The organism is Ruania rhizosphaerae, from assembly GCF_009805705.1.
Classification (GTDB): Bacteria; Actinomycetota; Actinomycetes; order Actinomycetales; family Beutenbergiaceae; genus Ruania; species Ruania rhizosphaerae.
Window position 1 is genome coordinate 187955 of the sequence record NZ_VSMB01000001.1, and the last position, 18936, is coordinate 206890.

At 67.3% G+C, this 18936-nt stretch carries 15 protein-coding genes; 6 read left to right on the forward strand and 9 right to left on the reverse strand.

Annotated elements, in window-relative coordinates:
- Nucleotides 1–50: 50 nt before the first annotated feature.
- From FV560_RS00820 to pdhA, 3 genes are read right to left on the reverse strand one after another with little or no spacing between them, the layout of a single operon-like run.
- Nucleotides 51–1574 carry a dihydrolipoamide acetyltransferase family protein gene (locus FV560_RS00820; protein WP_159618323.1) on the reverse strand — a complete coding sequence of 508 codons (1524 nt, stop codon included), beginning with the start codon at nt 1572–1574 and terminating at the stop codon, nt 51–53.
- A gap of 36 nt (nt 1575–1610) precedes the next feature.
- The gene (locus tag FV560_RS00825; protein WP_159618325.1) at nt 1611–2636 is read right to left on the reverse strand and encodes an alpha-ketoacid dehydrogenase subunit beta; all 1026 of its coding nucleotides are present in this window, start codon (nt 2634–2636) and stop codon (nt 1611–1613) included.
- Nucleotides 2633–3778, reverse strand: coding sequence for a pyruvate dehydrogenase (acetyl-transferring) E1 component subunit alpha (pdhA, locus tag FV560_RS00830; protein WP_200837465.1), 1146 nt, complete (start codon nt 3776–3778; stop codon nt 2633–2635). Before pdhA ends, FV560_RS00825 begins: the two co-directional genes overlap by 4 nt.
- Before the next feature lie 684 nt (nt 3779–4462).
- Between pdhA and chvE the strand changes: the two genes are divergently transcribed.
- The 5 genes from chvE (at nt 4463) to FV560_RS00855 (ending at nt 10447) form a co-directional block, all read left to right on the forward strand.
- Nucleotides 4463–5623: a multiple monosaccharide ABC transporter substrate-binding protein gene (chvE, locus tag FV560_RS00835; RefSeq protein WP_159618329.1), complete on the forward strand. Its 1161-nt coding sequence runs from the start codon at nt 4463–4465 to the stop codon at nt 5621–5623.
- Between the two features lie 61 nt (nt 5624–5684).
- Complete coding sequence (gene mmsA / locus FV560_RS00840; RefSeq protein ID WP_159618331.1) at nt 5685–7226, forward strand: multiple monosaccharide ABC transporter ATP-binding protein; 1542 nt, start codon at nt 5685–5687, stop codon at nt 7224–7226.
- Entirely contained in the window at nt 7223–8401 is a 1179-nt protein-coding gene (mmsB, locus tag FV560_RS00845; RefSeq protein WP_159618333.1) for a multiple monosaccharide ABC transporter permease, read from the forward strand. The genes mmsA and mmsB overlap by 4 nt, the downstream gene beginning before the upstream one ends.
- Before the next feature lie 94 nt (nt 8402–8495).
- A complete protein-coding gene (locus FV560_RS00850; RefSeq protein WP_159618335.1) occupies nt 8496–9668 on the forward strand; it encodes an ROK family transcriptional regulator in 1173 nt (390 codons plus the stop codon).
- The gene (locus FV560_RS00855) at nt 9668–10447 is read left to right on the forward strand and encodes an ATP-binding cassette domain-containing protein (protein WP_159618337.1); all 780 of its coding nucleotides are present in this window, start codon (nt 9668–9670) and stop codon (nt 10445–10447) included. Before FV560_RS00850 ends, FV560_RS00855 begins: the two co-directional genes overlap by 1 nt.
- 163 nt (nt 10448–10610) lie before the next feature.
- Here the strand turns inward: FV560_RS00855 and FV560_RS00860 are convergent, their stop codons facing one another.
- From FV560_RS00860 to FV560_RS00870, 3 genes are read right to left on the reverse strand one after another with little or no spacing between them, the layout of a single operon-like run.
- On the reverse strand, nt 10611–11930 hold the full coding sequence (locus FV560_RS00860) for a four-carbon acid sugar kinase family protein (protein WP_235019897.1): 1320 nt from the start codon (nt 11928–11930) through the stop codon (nt 10611–10613).
- Nucleotide 11931: 1 nt separating this feature from the next.
- Entirely contained in the window at nt 11932–13188 is a 1257-nt protein-coding gene (locus FV560_RS00865; protein ID WP_159618341.1) for a ribulose-bisphosphate carboxylase large subunit family protein, read from the reverse strand.
- Nucleotides 13188–15173 carry a glycoside hydrolase family 127 protein gene (locus tag FV560_RS00870; RefSeq protein ID WP_159618343.1) on the reverse strand — a complete coding sequence of 662 codons (1986 nt, stop codon included), beginning with the start codon at nt 15171–15173 and terminating at the stop codon, nt 13188–13190. Before FV560_RS00870 ends, FV560_RS00865 begins: the two co-directional genes overlap by 1 nt.
- A 143-nt stretch (nt 15174–15316) precedes the next feature.
- Here FV560_RS00870 and FV560_RS00875 point away from each other — a divergent pair, with 143 nt between their 5' ends.
- Nucleotides 15317–16015, forward strand: coding sequence for an aspartate/glutamate racemase family protein (locus FV560_RS00875; RefSeq protein WP_159618345.1), 699 nt, complete (start codon nt 15317–15319; stop codon nt 16013–16015).
- Nucleotides 16016–16196: 181 nt separating this feature from the next.
- On the opposite strand, the gene FV560_RS00880 is transcribed toward FV560_RS00875, so the two are convergent.
- From FV560_RS00880 to FV560_RS00890, 3 genes are all read right to left on the reverse strand, one after another.
- The gene (locus FV560_RS00880) at nt 16197–16928 is read right to left on the reverse strand and encodes a sugar phosphate isomerase/epimerase family protein (RefSeq protein WP_159618347.1); all 732 of its coding nucleotides are present in this window, start codon (nt 16926–16928) and stop codon (nt 16197–16199) included.
- A 90-nt stretch (nt 16929–17018) separates the two neighbouring features.
- Complete coding sequence (locus FV560_RS00885; protein ID WP_159618349.1) at nt 17019–17993, reverse strand: aldo/keto reductase; 975 nt, start codon at nt 17991–17993, stop codon at nt 17019–17021.
- A gap of 30 nt (nt 17994–18023) precedes the next feature.
- Entirely contained in the window at nt 18024–18857 is an 834-nt protein-coding gene (locus tag FV560_RS00890) for a carbohydrate ABC transporter permease (RefSeq protein ID WP_235019843.1), read from the reverse strand.
- Nucleotides 18858–18936 lie beyond the last annotated feature (79 nt).

Genomic DNA, 18936 nt, shown 5'->3' on the forward strand with positions numbered 1-18936 from the left:
GTTCCCGGCTGCGCGCCTCCAACCGGCCCGCATAGGGCAGGTGCGGCGCCCTACCCCCAGACCAGACCCTGACTCGGCTCCTCCATCACCCGCGCCACATCATGCAGCACCCGGGAGGCGAGCTCACCGTCCACGAGCCGGTGGTCCACGGAAAGCGCCAGTTGAGTCACCCAGCGCGGCTTGATCTTGCCCTTGTGCACCCACGGCCGCTGATCGATCGCCCCGAGCGCCAGGATCGCCGACTCCCCCGGGTTCAGGATCGGGGTTCCGGTGTCGATCCCAAAGATGCCCACATTCGTCACCGTCACGGTGCCGTCGGCCATGTCGGCAGGCTGCGTCTTGCCTGCCCGCGCGGTGGTGGTCAGGTTCGCGATCTCCACCGCGAGCTCGTGCAGCGAGAGCCGGTGCGCATCCTTGATGTTGGGCACGATCAGCCCCCGAGGCGTCGCCGCCGCGATACCGAGGTTGATGTAGTGCTTGTAGACGATCTCCTGCGTCTCGTCGTCCCACGCGGCACTGATCATCGGGTGCTGGCGGATCGCGAGCACGAGCGCCTTGGCCGCGATCAGCAGCGGGGTCACGCGCACGTCGGCGAAGTCGCGATCACCCTTGAGCCGCTCCACCAGACGCATCGTCTTGGTCACGTCCACGGTCACGAAGACGGTCACGTGCGGCGCGGTGAACGCCGAGGCCACCATCGCCTCCGCCGTCCGTGCCCGCACACTGCGCACCGGCACGCGCGTCTGACGCCCGTTGGCGGAGACCGTGCCGCCATCGAGCCAGGGCCGGTCATCGTCACGGTGCTTGACGTAGTTCTCCGGTGCGGACCGCTCGGCGGCCGAGAGCACGTCGGCGCGGGTGATGATGCCGCCGGGCCCGGTGCCCGGCACGCGATTCAGGTCGAGGCCCAGATCCTTGGCGAGCTTACGCACCGGCGGCTTGGCCAGCACGTGCACCGAGCGCTCGGAGGCCCCCGACGGCGGAGCTTGCGCAGGCGCAGGTGCGCCCGGTGCGGTGCGTGGCTGGGCAGGCGAGGCCGGCGCAGCGGCAGCACCAGCAGTCGGCGGCGCTCCGGCTGACGACGTCGCGCCGTCCTCCGGCGCAGCGGCAGCGCTCTTCCTGGGTCGCCGGGTCGGCGACGCGGACTTGGTGCCATAGCCCACGAGCACGCCACCGCTGGTCTCGTCCGCTTCCCCAGCGGGCGCCTGCTCACCCGTGGCAGAAGGTGAGACAGCAGCGTCGGAGGCTGCGCCGTCGGGCGCCTGCTCACCCGTAGCCTGGGTGAACTCCGAGGAATCGGAGGCTCCGCCGTCGGGGGCCTGGCCACCGGGATCGGTATCGACGGTGATGATCGGGGTGCCGACCTCCACGGTGTCGCCGACCTCGGCCAGGAGCTCGGTGACCACCCCGGCGTAGGGGCTGGGCAGCTCGACCAGGCTCTTCGCCGTCTCGATCTCGACGATGTTCTGGTTCACCGTGACGGTGTCCCCGACGGCAACCTGCCAGGCGACGATATCGGCCTCGGTGAGGCCCTCACCGACGTCGGGAAGGCGGAACTGCACGTACTGCGGCATGGTGTGGTCTCGTCTCCTCGGTCTGCGGGCGCTCGCTCAGTGTTGCAGCACCGAGTCGACGGCGTGGAGCACCCGGTCCAGGTTCGGAAGATACTCCTCCTCGAGCTTGGAGACCGGGTACGGCGTGTGGAACCCGCCCACGCGCAGCACCGGCGCCTCCAAATGGTAGAAGCACTCCTCACTGATCCGGGCGGCGATCTCAGCGCCCGCGCCGAGGAACGTCGGTGCCTCATGCACGACCACGAGCCGCCCGGTCTTACGCACCGACTCCGCCACGGCGGGGATATCGATCGGGGAGATCGAGCGCAGGTCGATCACCTCGATACTGGTGCCCTCGCTCTCCGCGGCAGTGGCGGCGCGCAGCGCGGTGGTGACCGAGGGGCCGTACGCGGCGATAGTGACGTCGGTCCCGGCGCGGGCCACGACGGCACGGACGTCCCCGGGGGCGTCGAGCACCTGGTCGGCGGCCGTGACGTCGACGTCCGCCTTGTCCCAGTAGCGCGCCTTCGGTTCGAAGAACAGCACCGGGTCCGGGGAAGCGATCGCCTGCTGGATCATGGTGAACGCGTCGGCGGGGGTGGCGGGGGTGATCACCCGGAGCCCAGCGGTGTGCGCGAAGAGCGCCTCGGGGGATTCCGAGTGGTGCTCGACCGCACCGATACCGCCGCCGTAGGGCACGCGGATGACCACGGGAACCTGGGACTTGCCGCGCGAGCGGTAGTGCATCTTGGCCAACTGGGTGGTGATCTGGTCGTAGGCGGGGAAGATGAAGCCGTCGAACTGGATCTCGCACACGGGCCGGTAGCCGGCCAGTGCCAACCCGATCGCGGTGCCGACGATGCCGGACTCGGCGAGCGGGGTGTCGACCACCCGGTCCGAACCGAAGTCCTTCTGCAGCCCATCGGTGACCCGGAAGACGCCCCCGAGGGGCCCGATGTCCTCACCCATGAGGAGCACCTTCGGGTCGCGTTCCATGGCGCGCCGCAGGCCGAGGTTGATCGCCTTGCCGAGGGTGATGCGCTGGGTGCCCTGCTCCTGGCTGCTCACGCTCTGCTCGTTCATGAGGCCGCCTCCTCGAAGCCGGCAAGGTACTCGGTCAACCACGCCCGATCGCTGCTGATCTGTGCCTGTTCGGTGGCGTAGACGTCCTCGAAGATCCGCTCGATGGGCGGAGCGGGGATGGCGTGGCAGTAATCGCGGATCTCGGCGCCGAACTCTTCGGCTTCGTTCTCGAGGCCGGTGAAGAACTCCGGCGGCGTCCCCTCGCGCTCGAGCAGGATGCGCAGCCTGTCGATGGGGTCGCGCCGGCGCCAGGCCTCCTCATCCGCCCGGGTGCGGTAACGCGTGGGGTCGTCGGAGGTGGTGTGGGCGCCCATCCGGTAGGTGACGGCCTCGATGAAGGTGGGGCCGCCCCCGGATCTGGCGCGTTCGAGAGCTTCGGCGGTGACAGCGTAGCTGGCGAGGACGTCATTGCCGTCCACGCGCACCGAGGGGACCCCGAAACCGCGGCCGCGGTGGTACAGCGGGACGCGGCTCTGGCGCTGCGTCGGTTCGGAGATCGCCCAGTGGTTGTTCTGGCAGAAGAAGACCACGGGGGCGTCGTTGACGGAGGCGAAGGTCAGCGCCTCGCTGATATCGCCCTGGGCGGTGGCGCCGTCGCCGAAGTAGGCCACGACGGCGCGATCGCGTCCGGGGTCGCCGGTGCCGACGTCTCCGTCGCGCTGGACGCCCATGGCGTATCCGGTCGCATGAAGTGCGTGAGAGCCGATGACGAGGGTGTAGAGGTGGCAGTTGTGCTCGTTGGGATCCCAGCCGCCATGGTCTTCCCCGCGGAACAGGTGGAGGGTGGAGCGCAGGTCGACGCCGCGGGTCCACACCACGCCGAGCTCGCGATAGGAGGGGAAGGCGTAGTCGCGCGGCGCCATGGCCCGGCCGGAGCCGATCTGGGCGGCCTCCTGGCCGAGGCTGGGGGGCCACAGCCCCAGCTCGCCGTGGCGCTGGAGCGAGGTGGCTTCGGTGTCGAACCGGCGCACCAGCACCATGTCGCGGTACAGGCCTTCGAGGGCGACTCGGTCCAGGTGATCGACCCGGGGCGAGTAGCTCTGGTGATGCACACGCTCACCGTCGGGGGTGAGCAGTTGGATGAGGTCGTCATCCGTCTCTCCGACTGGGGCGTTGACCCCGTCTGCGCCGGGTGTGAACACAGGCGAACTCCTTCGTGTGGTGGCCGTCCTCGCACAACTTACGCCAGCGTAGGCTACGCAACCGTAGGTCACAACGAGTGGAGCCGGACGAACAGCAGGGGGCGAGAGTTGTAGGAAACCTCCAAAGCTCGACGACGATGACGAGCAGCGGGATCGCCGCTGGGCCGCGTGAGAGCGGCACGCAGTCAGCGTCTCACTTTGTGGACAGGTTCGCGATCGAGGCGCCACGAAGGGGCCGAAAGTTGTACACCCTGGCCGCTCAAGGGCCGAACTTTTGGCCCATGGACGGGGCTTCCCGCATCGCGCCCCGGCCGGGCACTGGGCACGTATTGAGTTCGTGACACGAAGTCATACGTGTCGAAGACTGCCGGTTCGCCTCACGTCAGCGACCCCGGAAACCGACCCACCGGGATCGACCCATCCCGGGATCGCTCCGGTCCAACGACCGGCTATCCCTTGATAATCAGGCGTTTGCGGAGAGCTTCCCCCATCACAACCAGGCCCCGTGACCATATCGTGACCTGAGATTCGCTCAGAAGGCTTGACTTCAAGTCTCGAACTCAAGCACCGTATGGGTGCTCGGGGACCACATCGACGTGAAGGAATCCGAGCCACCCACGCCGGGCGAGCCAGCCAGCTCGTTGACCGGCCAAGCACTGCAGTTCATGGAGCGAAGGAGCCCACATGCGCAAGTACGGACTCGCGGCACTCGGCACGGCGGGGCTACTCGCCCTCTCAGCCTGTGCCGGAGGAGGAGCCGGCAGCGGAGAAGACGACGGCGGCGGTGGCGGCGGTGGCGACACCGAGGCGCCCGAAGAGGTCCTGGTCGGGGTCGCCATGCCCACCCAGACGTCAGAGCGGTGGATCGCCGACGGCGAAGCCGTCGAGGCGGGTCTGACCGACCTCGGATACGACGTCGATCTCCAGTTCGGGAACGACGACATCCCCACCCAGGCGCAGCAGATCGATCAGATGATCACCAGCGGGGCAGACCTGCTCGTGATCGCCGCCATCGACGGCACCGCCCTGACCAGTCAGCTCGAGGCCGCGGCCGCTGCGAACATCCCGGTCGTCTCCTACGACCGGCTGATCCGCGACAGCGAGAACGTCGACTTCTACGTGACCTTCGACAACTACCAGGTGGGCGTCCAGCAAGCGACGTCCCTGCTCGTCGGGCTGGGCTTGCTGACCGAGGACGGCAGCGAAGGCGAGGCCACCGGCCCGTTCAACATCGAGCTCTTCGCCGGCTCCCTCGACGACAACAACGCGCACTTCTTCTGGGAAGGTGCGATCGAGACGCTCCAGCCCTACATCGACGACGGCACTCTGACCGTTCCCTCGGGCCAGACAGACATCGAGCAGGCTGCCACACTGCGCTGGCAGCAGGAGACCGCACAGCGGCGGATGGAGGACCTGCTGACCTCCACCTACTCCGACGGCACCGAGCTGCACGGCGTCCTGTCCCCCTACGACGGCCTCTCGCGGGGCATCATCACGGCCCTGCAGAACGCAGGCATGGGGCCGACCCTCGAGGAGGGACTACCCGTGGTCTCCGGCCAGGACGCCGAGATCGCCTCCGTGGCGCTGATCGACCAGGGCGTGCAGTTCGCGACCATCTTCAAGGACACACGCAAGCTGGCCGACCAGGCTGTGACGGCCGCCGAGGCCTACCTCGCGGGTGAGGAGCCGGAGGCCAACGACACCGAGACCTACGACAACGGGGTCCTCGTCGTGCCCTCGTACCTGCTCGAGTCGGACATCGTCTACGCGGGCAACATCACCTCGCTCCTGGTCGACTCCGGCTACTGGACGGCCGACGAGGTCGCCGCAGGCGTCGCCGAGTAATCCACTCCCCGGGGTGCGTCGCCCTCGCGGCGCACCCCGGGCATGCGAGCAGGAGCATCCCATGACTCAACCCATCCTCGAGATGCGGGAGATCACCAAGGCCTTTCCCGGCGTCAAGGCGTTGCAACAGGTCTCCTTGACCGTCGCGGCCGGAGAGATCCACGCCATCTGCGGTGAGAACGGCGCGGGCAAGTCGACCCTGATGAAGGTTCTCTCCGGTGTCTACCCCCATGGCAGCTACGACGGCGAGATCGTCCTCGACGGCGAATCAGTCGCCTTCGGCTCGATCAACGACAGCGAGGCCCGTGGCATCGTCATCATCCACCAGGAGCTCGCGCTGATCCCCCACCTGAGCGTGGCCGAGAACATCTTCCTCGGCAACGAACGGCGTGGGCCACTCGGCCTGGTGGACTGGAACCGTGCGAACTCCGAGGCAGCGGAACTTCTCGCGCAGGTCGGTCTGCACGAGAATCCGACCACGCCGATCTCGGCCCTCGGCGTCGGGAAGCAGCAGTTGATCGAGATCGCCAAAGCGTTGTCGAAGAACGTGCGGATCCTCATCCTCGACGAACCCACCGCCGCACTCAACGACAATGATTCCGAACACCTGCTGCACCTGCTGCGCACCCTCCAGGAGCGCGGCATCACCTCGATCATCATCTCCCACAAGCTGAACGAGGTGGAGGAGATCGCCGAACGCACCACGATCATCCGGGACGGTCGCACGATCGAGACGATCGACATGTCTGAAACCGGCGCCACCCAGGAACGCATCATCCGCGGGATGGTCGGCCGCGACCTCTCCCATCGCTTCCCCGAGCGTGACCACGCCATCGGTGATGAGGTGTTCCGTGTGGAGAACTGGACAGTCCACCACCCCACCCAGACCGGCCGGATCGTCGTCGACGACGCCAGCCTCAGCGTCCGGGCCGGAGAGGTGGTCGGTATCGCGGGCCTCATGGGTGCCGGACGCACCGAGCTTGCCATGAGCATCTTCGGCCGCTCGTACGGGCGGGACGTCAGCGGGCAGGCGTACATGCACGGCAGGCCCGTCTCGACGGCGAGCGTCCCCGAGGCGATCCGGCACGGTATCGCGTATGCGACGGAAGATCGCAAGGTGTACGGGCTCAACCTGATCCAGGACGTCCGCAAGAACATCTCTGCCGCCGGCCTGCGCCAGTTGTCCTCCCGAGGGTGGGTGAACGGCAATGAGGAACTCGAGGTGGCTGAGAAGTACCGCGCGGACCTGAACATCAAGGCGCCCAGCGTGCTCTCCGTCGTCGGGCAGCTCTCCGGCGGGAACCAGCAGAAGGTCGTCCTCAGCAAATGGATCTACACCGATCCGGATGTGCTGATCCTCGACGAACCCACCCGGGGGATCGACGTCGGCGCCAAGTACGAGATCTACACCATCATCAACCGGATGGTCGCAGCGGGGAAGGCGGTCATCGTCATCTCCTCCGAGCTGCCCGAACTGCTGGGCATCTGCGACCGCATCTATACCCTCGCCTTCGGCCGGATCACCGGTGAGGTACCGATCGCCGAGGCCACCCAGGAGAACCTCATGCACCTGATGACCACGGAGAAGGAGCTGGTCTCATGACCGGGATCGCCAACATCTGGGAGCTCGCGTCCCGGAACATGCGCCAGAGCGGCATCGTGGTGGCGTTCGTGGCCATCGTCGCGCTGTTCAGCCTACTCAATCCGACGTTCCTCTCCCCCGGGAACATCACGAACATCGTGTTGCAGTACTCCTACATCCTCATCCTGGCAATCGGGATGGTGATCGTGATCATCGGCGGTCACATCGACCTGTCGGTCGGGTCGTTGGTGGCACTGACCGGGTCGGTGGCGGCCGTGCTGGTCATCAAAGGTGGACAGCCCTGGTGGGTGGGAGTGATCGCCGCCCTCGTCGTCGGTCTGCTCGCCGGAGTCTGGCAGGGGTTCTGGGTCGCCTACGTCGGGATTCCCGCTTTCATCGTCACACTCGCCGGGATGCTGCTGTTCCGCGGCTTGACCTGGATCGTGCTGGAGAGTATCTCCCTCTCGCCGTTCGGCGGGCCGTACTATCAGATAGCCAACGGGTTCCAGAACGGATTGCTCGGCGGGATGGGATTCGACGTCTTCACGTTGTTGATCTTCGCGTTCGGCGTCGTCGGATTCGCCGTGCTGCAGTGGCGTTCCCGCCTGGCGAAGCTGCGCTACCAGCAAGCAGTGGAGGCACTGCCGTTCTTCGTCGCGAAGATCGTGCTGGTGGCAGCGGTCGTGATGTGGTTCGCCTGGCAGCTGGCGCACAGCCGGGGACTGCCGAACGTACTGATCCTGCTCGCGATCCTCATCATTGCCTACAGCCTCATCACCCAACGCTCCGTCTTCGGACGGCACGTGTACGCCATCGGTGGCAACCTCCATGCTGCCCAGCTGTCCGGTGTGAAGGTGAAGAAGGTCAACTTCTGGATCTTCGTCAACATGGGCTTCCTGGCCGCCGTCGCCGGTGTGGTGTACTCAGCCCGGATGAACGGTGCTCAACCCTCGGCGGGAGAGATGTTCGAACTCGACGCGATCGCCGCATGCTTCATCGGCGGCGCAGCGGTCACCGGCGGTGTCGGCCGCGTCACGGGCGCGATCGTCGGTGGCCTGATCATGGCCGTGATGAGCAACGGGATGCAGCTGATGGGCGTCGACCAATCGGTACAGCAGGTGGTCAAGGGCCTCGTACTGCTGTTGGCGGTCGCCTTCGACGTCTACAACAAGAAGCGGGCAAGCACGGCTCGCTGATGCCGTCCGCCCATCCGCAACGTGCACGGCGCCCCGCCGCACCGGCCACAACCGGTGCGGCGGGGTGCGCTGTCATCATCGATAGACTCGCGCCGTGAGCCGATGGCCGGCGGGATCGCAATCGGCGCTGCGCGAGGCCAACACTGCCCTCATCGTGGACGCCGTCAAGCAGTTCGGCGGGCTGACCCAGGTCGAGCTCGCCGATGCCACGGGCCTGTCCGCGGCTACGGTCTCGACCATCGTCAAGGAGCTCACCCAGACCGGGGTGGTCGATACCCGGCCCACCGCCCGCAGTGGGCGGCGCGCGACCATGGTGACGCTCGCCCGCAGCACCGGGATCGCCGCGGGGATCGTCGTCGGTCACCGCGGGCTGCAGGTTCTGCTCGGCGACTTCGCCCACGAGGTGCTGGCAGAACGCACCATGCCGCTGCCGCCGGACCACCCGTTGGACACCGTGCTCGACCGGATCGCGCTCCTCGTGGTCGACATGCTCGAGATTCTCGGGACCGACCTCACCGAACTGGCCGGCCTGGGGGTCGGCCTCCCCGCACCGGTGGAGGCCTCCACCGGGATGATCTCGGTACGCGGGATCATGCGCGGATGGGACGGTGAGCATGTGGGTAACGTCCTCGCCAAGCGGCTCGGCCGGCCCGTGCACGTGGAGAACGCTGCGAACCTCGGCGCGCTCGCCGAGGCCACGCTCGGGGCAGCCCGGCCCTACGCCGACAGTCTCTACGTGAGATCCTCGTTCACTGCGGGTGCGGGCATCATGCTCGGCGGACGCCTGCACCGCGGATATGCCGGTACCGCCGGGGAGATCGGGCACGTGCAGGTCGATCCACTCGGTCAGATCTGCCGCTGCGGTCGCCGGGGGTGCCTGGACACCGTCGTCGGAGCCGATGCCCTCCTCGCCTCGCTCCAGGTCAGCCACGGGTCGCTGACATTGCGTGACGTGATCGCCCGGGCGATCGACGGCGATCCGGGGTGTGCACGGGTCGTTGCGGACGCTGGGCGGGCCGTCGGCCTGGTGGTCTCGGGCGTGTGCCAGACCGTCAACCCACAGATCGTCACCGTCGGCGGGGAGCTGAGCGAGTGCGGAGAGGTCTTCCTGGCCCCGCTGCGTGAGACCCTGCGCGACCACACCCTGCCCAACCAGGTGGCTCCGATGGAAGTCCAGCCCGCCCTCCTCGGCACCGAGGCCGAGGTGATGGGCGCGCTGGTCCACGCGTTGCAGTCCACCGATGTGCGAATGCAGAGAGAACGCTGATGACATCTCCGATCGATACCAGCGACACGACCACCGGGCCGGTGCTCTCCATGCACGGCATCACCAAACGATTCGGCGCCGTCGAGGCGCTCGTGGATGTGACCTTCGAGGTACGCCCACGGGAGGTGGTTGGACTGATCGGCGACAACGCCGCCGGCAAGTCCACGCTCGCGAAGATCATCGCCGGTGCGTTGCAGCCAACTGCCGGCCTGATCGAGATCGACGGTGCCGGCGTCACCATCGGCTCCCCCTCGGCCGCGCATCGGTTAGGGATCGCGACGGTGTTCCAAGATCTCGCCCTGTGCGAGAACCTGGACGTGAGTGCGAATCTCTTCCTGGGCCGCGAGCTCAACGCCACCGGATTCCTGCATGAGGGCCGGATGGCACAGCTCACCCGCTCGGTGCTGCGGGACCTTCGCGCACAGATCCCCTCGATCCACACCCCCTTACACCAGCTCTCCGGCGGTCAACGGCAAGCGGTGGCGATCGCCCGGACCCTCATCGGCGAGCCCCGCCTCGTCGTCCTCGATGAGCCGACGGCGTCCCTGTCGGTCGCGCAGACGGCCGAAGTCCTGACGCTCATCGAACGCCTGCGTGATCTCGGGCTCGGCGTGGTCTTCATCAGTCACAACCTCACCGACATCGGGGCCACCTGCGACCGCATCGAGGTGCTCCGGCACGGCCGGAACAACGGCAGCTTCGCGGGGTCCTCGGTGCGGCAGGCCGACCTCATTGCCGCGATCACCGGTGCCCCGGGGTACGGGACCGCGCACAGCTGATCGACCGGACCTCTCGCTGCGGGCTGCGCTCATCATCCAGCCGGTCCCGGGGCGGACCTGTGCGCCCAGGAACCGAGAAGGGGCCGAAAGTTGTACACCCTGGCCGCTCAAGGGTCGAGTATTCGGCCCGCGGAGCCGGGGCCGGACCACCCAGTCTTCACCCTCAGTCGCCGAGGCCCCGGATCGTCTCGAACAGGTCGACGTCCCCGACCTGGCCGCCCTTGAGCAGCAACTCGAGCCCGTCCACCGCCGGGTCAGCCGCATGCGCGCGCAGTAGCACCACGTTCCCGGTCGGGTTCGCGGCGATCGAGAGTGACTCCACTCCCAGGAGTGTGGTCACCCGGCTGGAGGTGTCACCCCCGCACACGATCGCCCGCCCGACGCCGGCCCTCACCGCAGCCTCGACCATCCCCGCCGCAGCGCTCGCCAAGGCGGGCAGCACCTCCTGCGCGGCCAATCCAGAGGTATCGGCGTCGTCGGAGCTCAGCGCGACGCTCTGCCCGGCCGCGAGCGCCGCGAGTACCCGCTCCCGGAGGCTGTGCTCACTCGCGCTGTGCTCAGCCGTGCTGTGTTCCGCCGTGCTGTGCTCACCACTGCCAGATCTGCCCACGACCAGCGGTGCGGTCATCCACCCCGCCCGGGCAGCGGCGTCGATCTGCCGTCGCGTCTGCGCCGACCGGCTCCCCGAGACCGCCAGCACCGGCCCCCGGGCGGGTGTGGCCATCGGTACCGGGCCCGCCTGCCCCGGCTCGGCCGCAGCCAGTGCGTGGGAGAGCCCTCCGGAGCCGATCGCGAAGCCCCCCAGATCCAGCAGGGCCTGGCCGAGCAGGCGCAGGTGCTGCTCCCCGAGCGCATCCAGCACCAGACCCGCTACATCGGACTCCCTGATCTGCTGCGTCACATCCGCCACGGAGCTGTAGGCCGTGAACGGCAGCGACCCGATACCGAGTTCTGTCTGCCGCCCCAGATGAACGGCCAGGTCGGACTCATCCATCGGCGTCACCGGATGGCTGGACATCGTCGGCTGCCGGTCAAGCCGATAGACGGTCTCGCCCTCCCGGGCGAAGTGGTGCCCGAACGCGGTGTACCGCCCGAAGTCGGGCTGGGCGAAGAGCATCGGCACCGGCTGCTCGCCCCGCGCTGTCTGCTGGCCCACCACCGCACGCCCGATCTCCAGCGCCCGGCCCAGGCTCCCCACGTGCGGCGAAGAATCCGCCGTCGAGCAGGCCTTGTACTGCAGCACCTGCGGGTCCAGGCTCGCCAGCGCCGTCAGCACCGGCCGCACCTCGGCCTCGAGCTGCTCGGTGGATAGTGACCTGGCAATCCCGGCGACCCCGACGGCGTCGCACCCCTGGGCGGCCGCCCGCAAGGTCTCCCTGTCCGGCAGCCGGGTGAACAACCGCCCGGTCCACCCGCGCCGGGCCACCTGCAGCAGCACGTCAACGCTGCCGGTGAAGTCGTCCCCGTAAAACCCCAGCCGCATGCTAGACACGCGCCGGACCGAACCGCTCGACCGCCCGCCGCAGGGCTCCGGAGCTACGCAAGGCATCCTCTACGGTCTCACCTGCTGCCGCCGAGGCCCACGCCTGGCGCATGCTGTCCACACCGCCTCGGACGCCGTCAGGGTGGCCATGAATCCCGCCACCGGCGAGCACGAGCAGGTCCGTGCTGCCCACGGCTTCATAGGTGGCGTGCGCGAGCCCGCCCCACTGCCCGGAGGAGAGCACAGGAATCGCTGGGGTGGTGCTCAGCAGGGGCTCCTGGACGGCGGAGATCGCCGCCAGCACCTGGGCGTCTGACTCGTAGAACTTGTTGGAGATGCCGTTGGTGTGCAGGTGGTCCACACCGCTCATGCGGGCCAGCTTCTGCCACGCCCGGAACGCGATGCCGACCTGCTCGGAGCGACTGATGGCTCCGAACCCGGCGCGATGGCCGTGGATGGGCAGCTGTGAGCGGCGGCGGATGTAGTCCAGCCCGGCGAGGCCGATGTTCGCGACGCACACCATGATGCAGGTGCCGCCGGCCTCGAGGACCAGGTCGTGGTTGCGTTCGAGCTGGTCGATGTCGTCGGTGATGTTGAAGGCGTACATCGGCTTCACCCCGGTGCGCTCGGCGTGACGGTTCAGTACCGGCATCACGGCCTTGATGCGCTCGGCCAGCGGCGCGTGCGGGCCGTTGCCCTGCAGCTCGTCGTCCTTGATGAAGTCGATCCCGCCCTCGGCGAGGTCACCCACCAGCTCCGCGAGCTCGTCGGGCGTGAGGCCGATACTGGGCTTGACGATGGTCCCGAGCATCGCCCCCTCGGGGCGCGACATCAGCCGCCGCGTGCCCGCCACACCGAACTGCGGTCCGGGATAGCGGTCAGCGAAGGCATCCGGCAGGTCGATGTCGATCAGCTTGATCGCCGCGAGCTCCTTGATCTCGAACAAGTTCCCGGCCACGGCTGCCATCAGGTTCGGCAGCGAGGGTCCGAAGTTGCTCAGCGGGAACCGGATCTTCAGCCGGGCCCGCCGCCGTTCGTCGGTGTCCCCGACCGTCCCGGGCAGGGGCGAGGCACCGGTGAGGGGCAGCTCGTCCAGGCTCTCCACCTGCGCGGCAAACTGGGCGCGCACCGAGTCCGATTCACGTTCGACGCGCACGAAGGTGCCGGTGGACTGCTCACCGGCGAGCACTTCGGCGGCCTGTTCCAGCGGCAGGGACGTCTCGACGTGGTACGTGGCCACGACATGGTCGGCTCCCATCACCACACCACCGGCAGCCAGACCGACATCTCCGACGGCCCGCGATTGCTCCAGGCGTAGTAGGGCACCAGCCGCACACTCGCCCGCCGCAACGGGGTCTCGTCGACGTCGCCGTAGAGCCCGTCGGTGGCGGGCGGCAGGATCGCCACCTCCGTCTCCAGCGCGGTCACCTGCTCTGCTCCGATGGTCATCTGCACCGGGTGGGGCTGGGCGCCGCGCGGCAACGCGATCTGCTCGAGCCGGACGCCGTCGGGAAGCTCATGGCTCTCCAGGCAGTAGACGACCGGGCCGCGCTGCACGGCCACCTGGTTCGTGATCTCCTCCGCCAGCCGGTGCCCGCGCACGATCCGGGCCGGCATCGGCAGGTCGAGCGTGATCTCGTCCCCGGCCTGCCACTCCCGCTCGATGCGCGTGTAGCTGGAGGGTCCGCTCACCTCGAGCGGGGTCCCGTTGACGGCGGCCCTCGCCCCGCGCGCCCAGCCCGGGATGCGTAGGTGGACCGGCAAGGCACCAGCGGCCTCGGTGACGGTGAAGGTGATGGCGCCGTCCCAGGGATACTGGGAGTTCTCGGTCAGCACCACCCGAGCCGCGTCGCGCTCGCCCCGGATCTCCGATCCTCCGTATTGGTGCACGTACAGGCCGTCCGGGCCGACCGAGGCGATGCGTTCGTGCATCTCGGAGAGGGTGCGGGCGATGTTCGGGGGGCAGCAGAAGCAGCTGAGGTAGGGCTGGCGCAGTCGTTCGTCCGAGGGCGGCGGCTCCGGCGTCGGACGCAGCGCGGTGTCCCCGGCGCGGCGCAGCGGGAAGGGCAGGTCGCGGACCTGGCGCAGCGGGTTGGTGTAGAAGTAGCTGGCTCCGTCGAGGCCGATGCTGGCGAGCAGGGCGTTGTAGGCGATGGTCTCGATCACGTCGGCGTAGCGCGCCTCGGGGCGCAGCGCCAGCATCCGCTCGGACCAGAAGATCATGCCGATGTGCGCGCACGACTCGTTGTGCGCCGTCGTGTTGGGCAGTTGATAGGCCCGGCCGTAGGCCTGGTGGACCCGGCTGATCTCCTTCTGCCAGGGGTAGCCGTCCGGGGAGGCGCCGTCGTAGAGGGCGCCGCAGCCGCCGGTCAGGTAGAGCTTGGTGTCGACCACGTCGTTCCACAGCCGTTCCAGCACCGTCTGCAGTTCGCCGTCCCCGGTCTCGGCGACGAGGTCGCTCAGGCCCGCATAGAGGTAGTTCGCCCGGACCGCGTGGCCGGTGACGACTGTCTGCTCGCGGACGGGGATGCGGTCCTGATTGTCGTCGCCGCCTTCGTCGAACTCGTCGCGCACCCGCAGGAACGCCTCGGCGAGGCGCAGGTAACGGGGATTCGAGGTAGCGCGGTAGAGGTCGATGACGGCCATGTAGTGCGAGGGGCAGATCGCCGACTTGGCCAGTTCGGTGGGCTTGTCGGTGGCCAGCATCTCCAGGAAGCCCGCGGCCTTCTCGGCGACGTCCAGGAGGGTGGTCGAGCCGGTGACGGCGTGGTGGCGGACGGCCACGGTGATGAGGTGGCCGAGGTTGTAGGTCTCGAAGTTGAAGCGGTCGGCGAGGGCCTGGACCTGCTGCTGCCGGCGCTCGGCGATGGCGGTCGGGGTGTGCAGGTACCCGTCTTCGCGCTGCACCGAGGCGATGAGGCGGCCGAGCTCCTCGATGCGGGTGGCGAGCTCGTCGTCCCACGCGAGTTCGAGTTGCACGACGGCGGACTCGAGCCACTTGTAGGTGTCACCGTCCATGAACGGCGGGCCCTGGTGCTCCCCCTCCTCCAGCCCCGCAGCGATCTGGAAGTTCCGCACGCCGGGGCTGACAGCGGGATCGCGCAGCATGGCCTCCATGCTGGGGACAGTGACCTCTCGGGTCCGACGCGCGACACCGGACCAGAAGCCACGTCGCCAGCGCGCACCGGCTGCCCCCAGAGGAGTCCAGGGCGCATGCGCACGGGTGGGGGATGTGGCCGTCATTGGCTGTCCTTTCGCGTCATCACTGGATTGCGACTCTGCCGACAGGCTAGCCTGAGGGTGCAACTTCTCGCAATCGTGAATCATTATGCATGGTAAAACGGTTGCCCTGGCTTTCTCACCGACTCAAAGGAGAAGATCGGACCATGACCTCCACTCCGCACGCACCGGCCGTCGCATCGACACCCACGCCCGCCACCCGAGTCGCCTTCCTGCACACCGGCGCCGTCGTCATCCCGCCCGTCATGGAACTGGTCGGCGAGCAGCTGCCCGGCCTGAGCACAGTCAACTACCTCGACGACCGGATCGTCGCCGACCTCGCCGATCCAGCCCGCCAGGACTCCGTGCCCGAACGCCTCGCCGACCTCGCCGCCGCCGCCAAGTCTGCCGGGGCGGACGTGCTGATGTTCACGTGCTCCTCGATCTCCCACCTGGCGACATCGACGGCGGAGCAGGCGGGGATCCCGGTGTTGCGCATCGATGAGGCGATGGCGGATGAGGCCGTAGCCGGCGGCGGCCGGGTGACCGTGCTCGCGACCCTCCCGACGACGCTCAACCCGACCCTCGCGCTGCTGCGCGAGCGTGCCGGGATCGCCGGCACCGAGCCGGAACTGACCAGCGAGGTCATCCCGGGGGCGTTCGAGGCCGTCGCGGGCGGGGATCGCGCCACCCACGACCAGCTGGTGGCGGAAGCCATCGAGCGTCACGCGCCGGAGAGTGACGTGGTGGTGCTCGCCCAGGCCTCGATGGCCTCGGCAGCCGAGGCGGCGCAGGTCACGGTACCGGTGCTGACGAGCCTGCGGCCGGGGATCTCGCGCCTCGCCGAGCGGGTGCAGGCGGGCTAGATCGCCGCGAGGACAGCGCCCTCAACAGCTGGCGATGGCCAGAACGAACCCTCACGCGTGGTGAATCAGAAGGCGTGCGACCAGCCTCACGGCCGAGTGTCAGTATCCAACCCAAACGGGGGTCAGCGCGCGTCACGGCTGAGGCTACCTCGGGTCAGCTGACCCGAGGTAGCAAGTCCGTTCACGCGCACTTCTGCAGGTACCCCAGACTGGTAGCGATGCCCTCGAAGACGTCGCCGTCGTAGTCGTCGAACTCCACCACGCGGACCGCCTCCGGAGCTGCGGCCAGGATCGCCTCGACCGGGGCCTGACCGGCACCCGCGGGCAACTGCGCCTTGTTGTCACGCGTGAGCGGGCCGTCCTTGACATGAATGTGCGTGACCCGCGACCCGAGCCGCTCCAACAGCGCCGCAGCGGAGACGCCACCCACCTCGGCCCAGTACGTGTCGACCTCGAGAATCACCCGCTCATCGAGCGCAGCAGCGAAAATCTCCAGCGCGGGAGTGCCCTCGATCTCAGCAAGCTCCCACCAGTGGTTGTGATAGCCGATCCTCAAACCATAGTCCGCTCCCCGCACGGCAAGCTCATTGAGACGAGCAGCCAAGCCCTCCACGGACTCCCGGGACTCCCACTTGTCACCGCCGAGCCCTGGCTCGATCACAGTGGTGATACCGACGGCTTCGGCCGCTTCGAAAGTCGCAACAGGATCGCTCGCCTCCAACAGACTTGCATGGCCCGAGGAGATGTTTAATCCTGACACCCGCCGCGCCTCGCGGTACTCGTGAACCCTATCCACAAATCCGTATGCCTCTGCCGAGCGATACCCAATGTCGGCAACTCGGCGGAGCGTGGCGGCGATATCGATGGCCATTTCATTGCGCACAGAGTAGAGCTGTACAGAGATGCTATTCATGCGGAGTCCTTGTCACGTTATTTATCGGCACTTTCCTGCAGGATCCGAGATCTAATCAGTCTGGGTCTGCGAGCATTGTCCAGACCAAAGTCACCGTCGCTCGGGAGGGTCCTGCCACGTGCTGTCGTCCAACTCGACCTGCTCTAATTCTTCCCAGATCCGGTCCTCGATCACGACGTCGGCCAACTGCACCGTCTTTTCATGCTCTTCGACGCCGAGCATTCCGACCACCGTGGAGGTGACTCGCGGGTCACGAAGTGACCACTGCAGCGACGCCGCAGCGATCGGAACATCCGCCTCTTCAAGTAGCTGTCCAATGATGTCGACCGCCGCCAGCAATGCTGGCGCAGCATCACCGTATGCGTAGCGCCTCCGCCGGCTGGGCCACGCAGCGAGCAGACCACCGCCGTAGGGCGCAGCGTTGTACACGCCGACACCCGCCGCTGCTGCCTCGTCGAGCAACAGATCCGCGGATCGATCCACCAGCGTGTAGCGATTGTGCGTCATCACCGCCTCGAAGTGGCCCGTGCCCAGGTACCGGCGGAGCAGACCTGCGGGCCCGCCGGAGATGCCGAGGTGGCCGATCGAGCCGGCATCACGCATCTCCAGGAGCGCGGCGAGCGGACCCTGAGGTTGCGTGATATCGCCCCAGCTCGCGTTCTCAGGGTCGTGGAGAAAGCACATGGGTATTCGGTCGAGCCCGAGGCGCTCACAACTCTCGCGGACGGATTCTTGCATGCGCTCGTACGAAAACGTCCCACTCACCCAGTCGCGATCTGCCTTGGTCTGTACCAGCACAGTTTCTGTGTCGGGATGGGTTCGCAGCGCGGCGCCAATGCGCCGCTCGCTCTCGCCGAAGCCGTAGTTGTTGGATGTGTCCAGTACACGCACCCCGCCGCCGGAGAGAATCAAGCTGGCTAACGCGGCGGTCTGCTCGGCGCTGGGGCCCGTGCCATCAGCGCGATCCTGCCAACCAGCAGTACCGGCTGTCACAGCGGTGACCTTCAGGCCCGTCGAGCCCAGCTCTCTGAGTGCGAACGCCCTCGGGGTCGCAGGACCAGGCATGACTTCTCGTTCGGCATTCACTACGTCAGATCACCCCTTGATGGCGCCGGTCAGCATGCCTTTGGCGAAGTGCCGCTGGATGAATGGATACACAAGCAGAATGGGCAGCGTTGCCAACACCACCACCGCCATTTGCACCGACTGACTCGGAGGCGCGGGAATGTCGGTGCTCTGGAGATTTGCAAGCGACGATCCCTGAATCACATACTGATTCAATACCACCTGGATCGGCCACTTCGACGAATCATTGATATATATCAGGGCGGTGAAGTAACTGTTCCAATAGTTCACGGCGTAGAAGAGCCCGATGACAGCAAGTACGGGCTTCGAAAGAGGCAGCACGATGCCCGCGAAGATCCTGAAGTCGCTCGCTCCGTCGATTCTCGCCGACTCGAGCAAGCTGTCCGGTATCCCCATAAAGAAGTTCCGAACCACAACCATATTGAAGCCGGACAGAGCTACTGGCAGAATCAGCGCCCAGAGACTATCTAGTAGACCAAGAGACCGAACCAGAAGGTAGTTGGGGATGATACCGGCACTGAAAAACATTGTGAACAGCACCAGCAGTAGCACTGCTTTGGAGCCTGGTACGGCGCGAGTCCGGGAGAGTCCGTACGCTAGCGTGGTGGTGAGGAAGAGCGACAGCAGCGTGCCGACCACAGTGACAAGGACGGAGACCATCATTGCCCGGGTGACCACGTCTCCACTAAGAATCGCGCGATAGGCCTCCAGAGAGAAATCAGTTGGCCAGAAGCCACGCATCTGCGAGTTTCGAGACGCGAAGCTCATCGAGATGATATAGAGGAATGGGTACAGCATCACGACGACGATGGAGCAGATCACCGCCGCCTTCACTGCCTGCATTCCTCTGGACGGTCGGCCAAGCCAGAGCGGCCGACGCGACAGCCTTCGCGATCGAGTGGATGCTTCGCTTCTCGCGGAT

Bases quoted from the DNA above. Each gene is read 5' to 3' on its own strand.
- FV560_RS00820 (WP_159618323.1), bottom strand. From the start codon at position 1,574: ATGCCGCAGTACGTGCAGTTCCGCCTTCCCGACGTCGGTGAGGGCCTC.
- FV560_RS00885 (WP_159618349.1), bottom strand. From the start codon at position 17,993: ATGCCTGGTCCTGCGACCCCGAGGGCGTTCGCACTCAGAGAGCTGGGC.
- FV560_RS00860 (WP_235019897.1), bottom strand. From the start codon at position 11,930: ATGCGGCTGGGGTTTTACGGGGACGACTTCACCGGCAGCGTTGACGTG.
- chvE (WP_159618329.1), top strand. From the start codon at position 4,463: ATGCGCAAGTACGGACTCGCGGCACTCGGCACGGCGGGGCTACTCGCC.
- FV560_RS00890 (WP_235019843.1), bottom strand. From the start codon at position 18,857: ATGCAGGCAGTGAAGGCGGCGGTGATCTGCTCCATCGTCGTCGTGATG.
- FV560_RS00855 (WP_159618337.1), top strand. From the start codon at position 9,668: ATGACATCTCCGATCGATACCAGCGACACGACCACCGGGCCGGTGCTC.
- FV560_RS00825 (WP_159618325.1), bottom strand. From the start codon at position 2,636: ATGAACGAGCAGAGCGTGAGCAGCCAGGAGCAGGGCACCCAGCGCATC.
- FV560_RS00875 (WP_159618345.1), top strand. From the start codon at position 15,317: ATGACCTCCACTCCGCACGCACCGGCCGTCGCATCGACACCCACGCCC.
- mmsA (WP_159618331.1), top strand. From the start codon at position 5,685: ATGACTCAACCCATCCTCGAGATGCGGGAGATCACCAAGGCCTTTCCC.
- FV560_RS00865 (WP_159618341.1), bottom strand. From the start codon at position 13,188: ATGGGAGCCGACCATGTCGTGGCCACGTACCACGTCGAGACGTCCCTG.
- FV560_RS00870 (WP_159618343.1), bottom strand. From the start codon at position 15,173: ATGACGGCCACATCCCCCACCCGTGCGCATGCGCCCTGGACTCCTCTG.
- FV560_RS00880 (WP_159618347.1), bottom strand. From the start codon at position 16,928: ATGAATAGCATCTCTGTACAGCTCTACTCTGTGCGCAATGAAATGGCC.
- mmsB (WP_159618333.1), top strand. From the start codon at position 7,223: ATGACCGGGATCGCCAACATCTGGGAGCTCGCGTCCCGGAACATGCGC.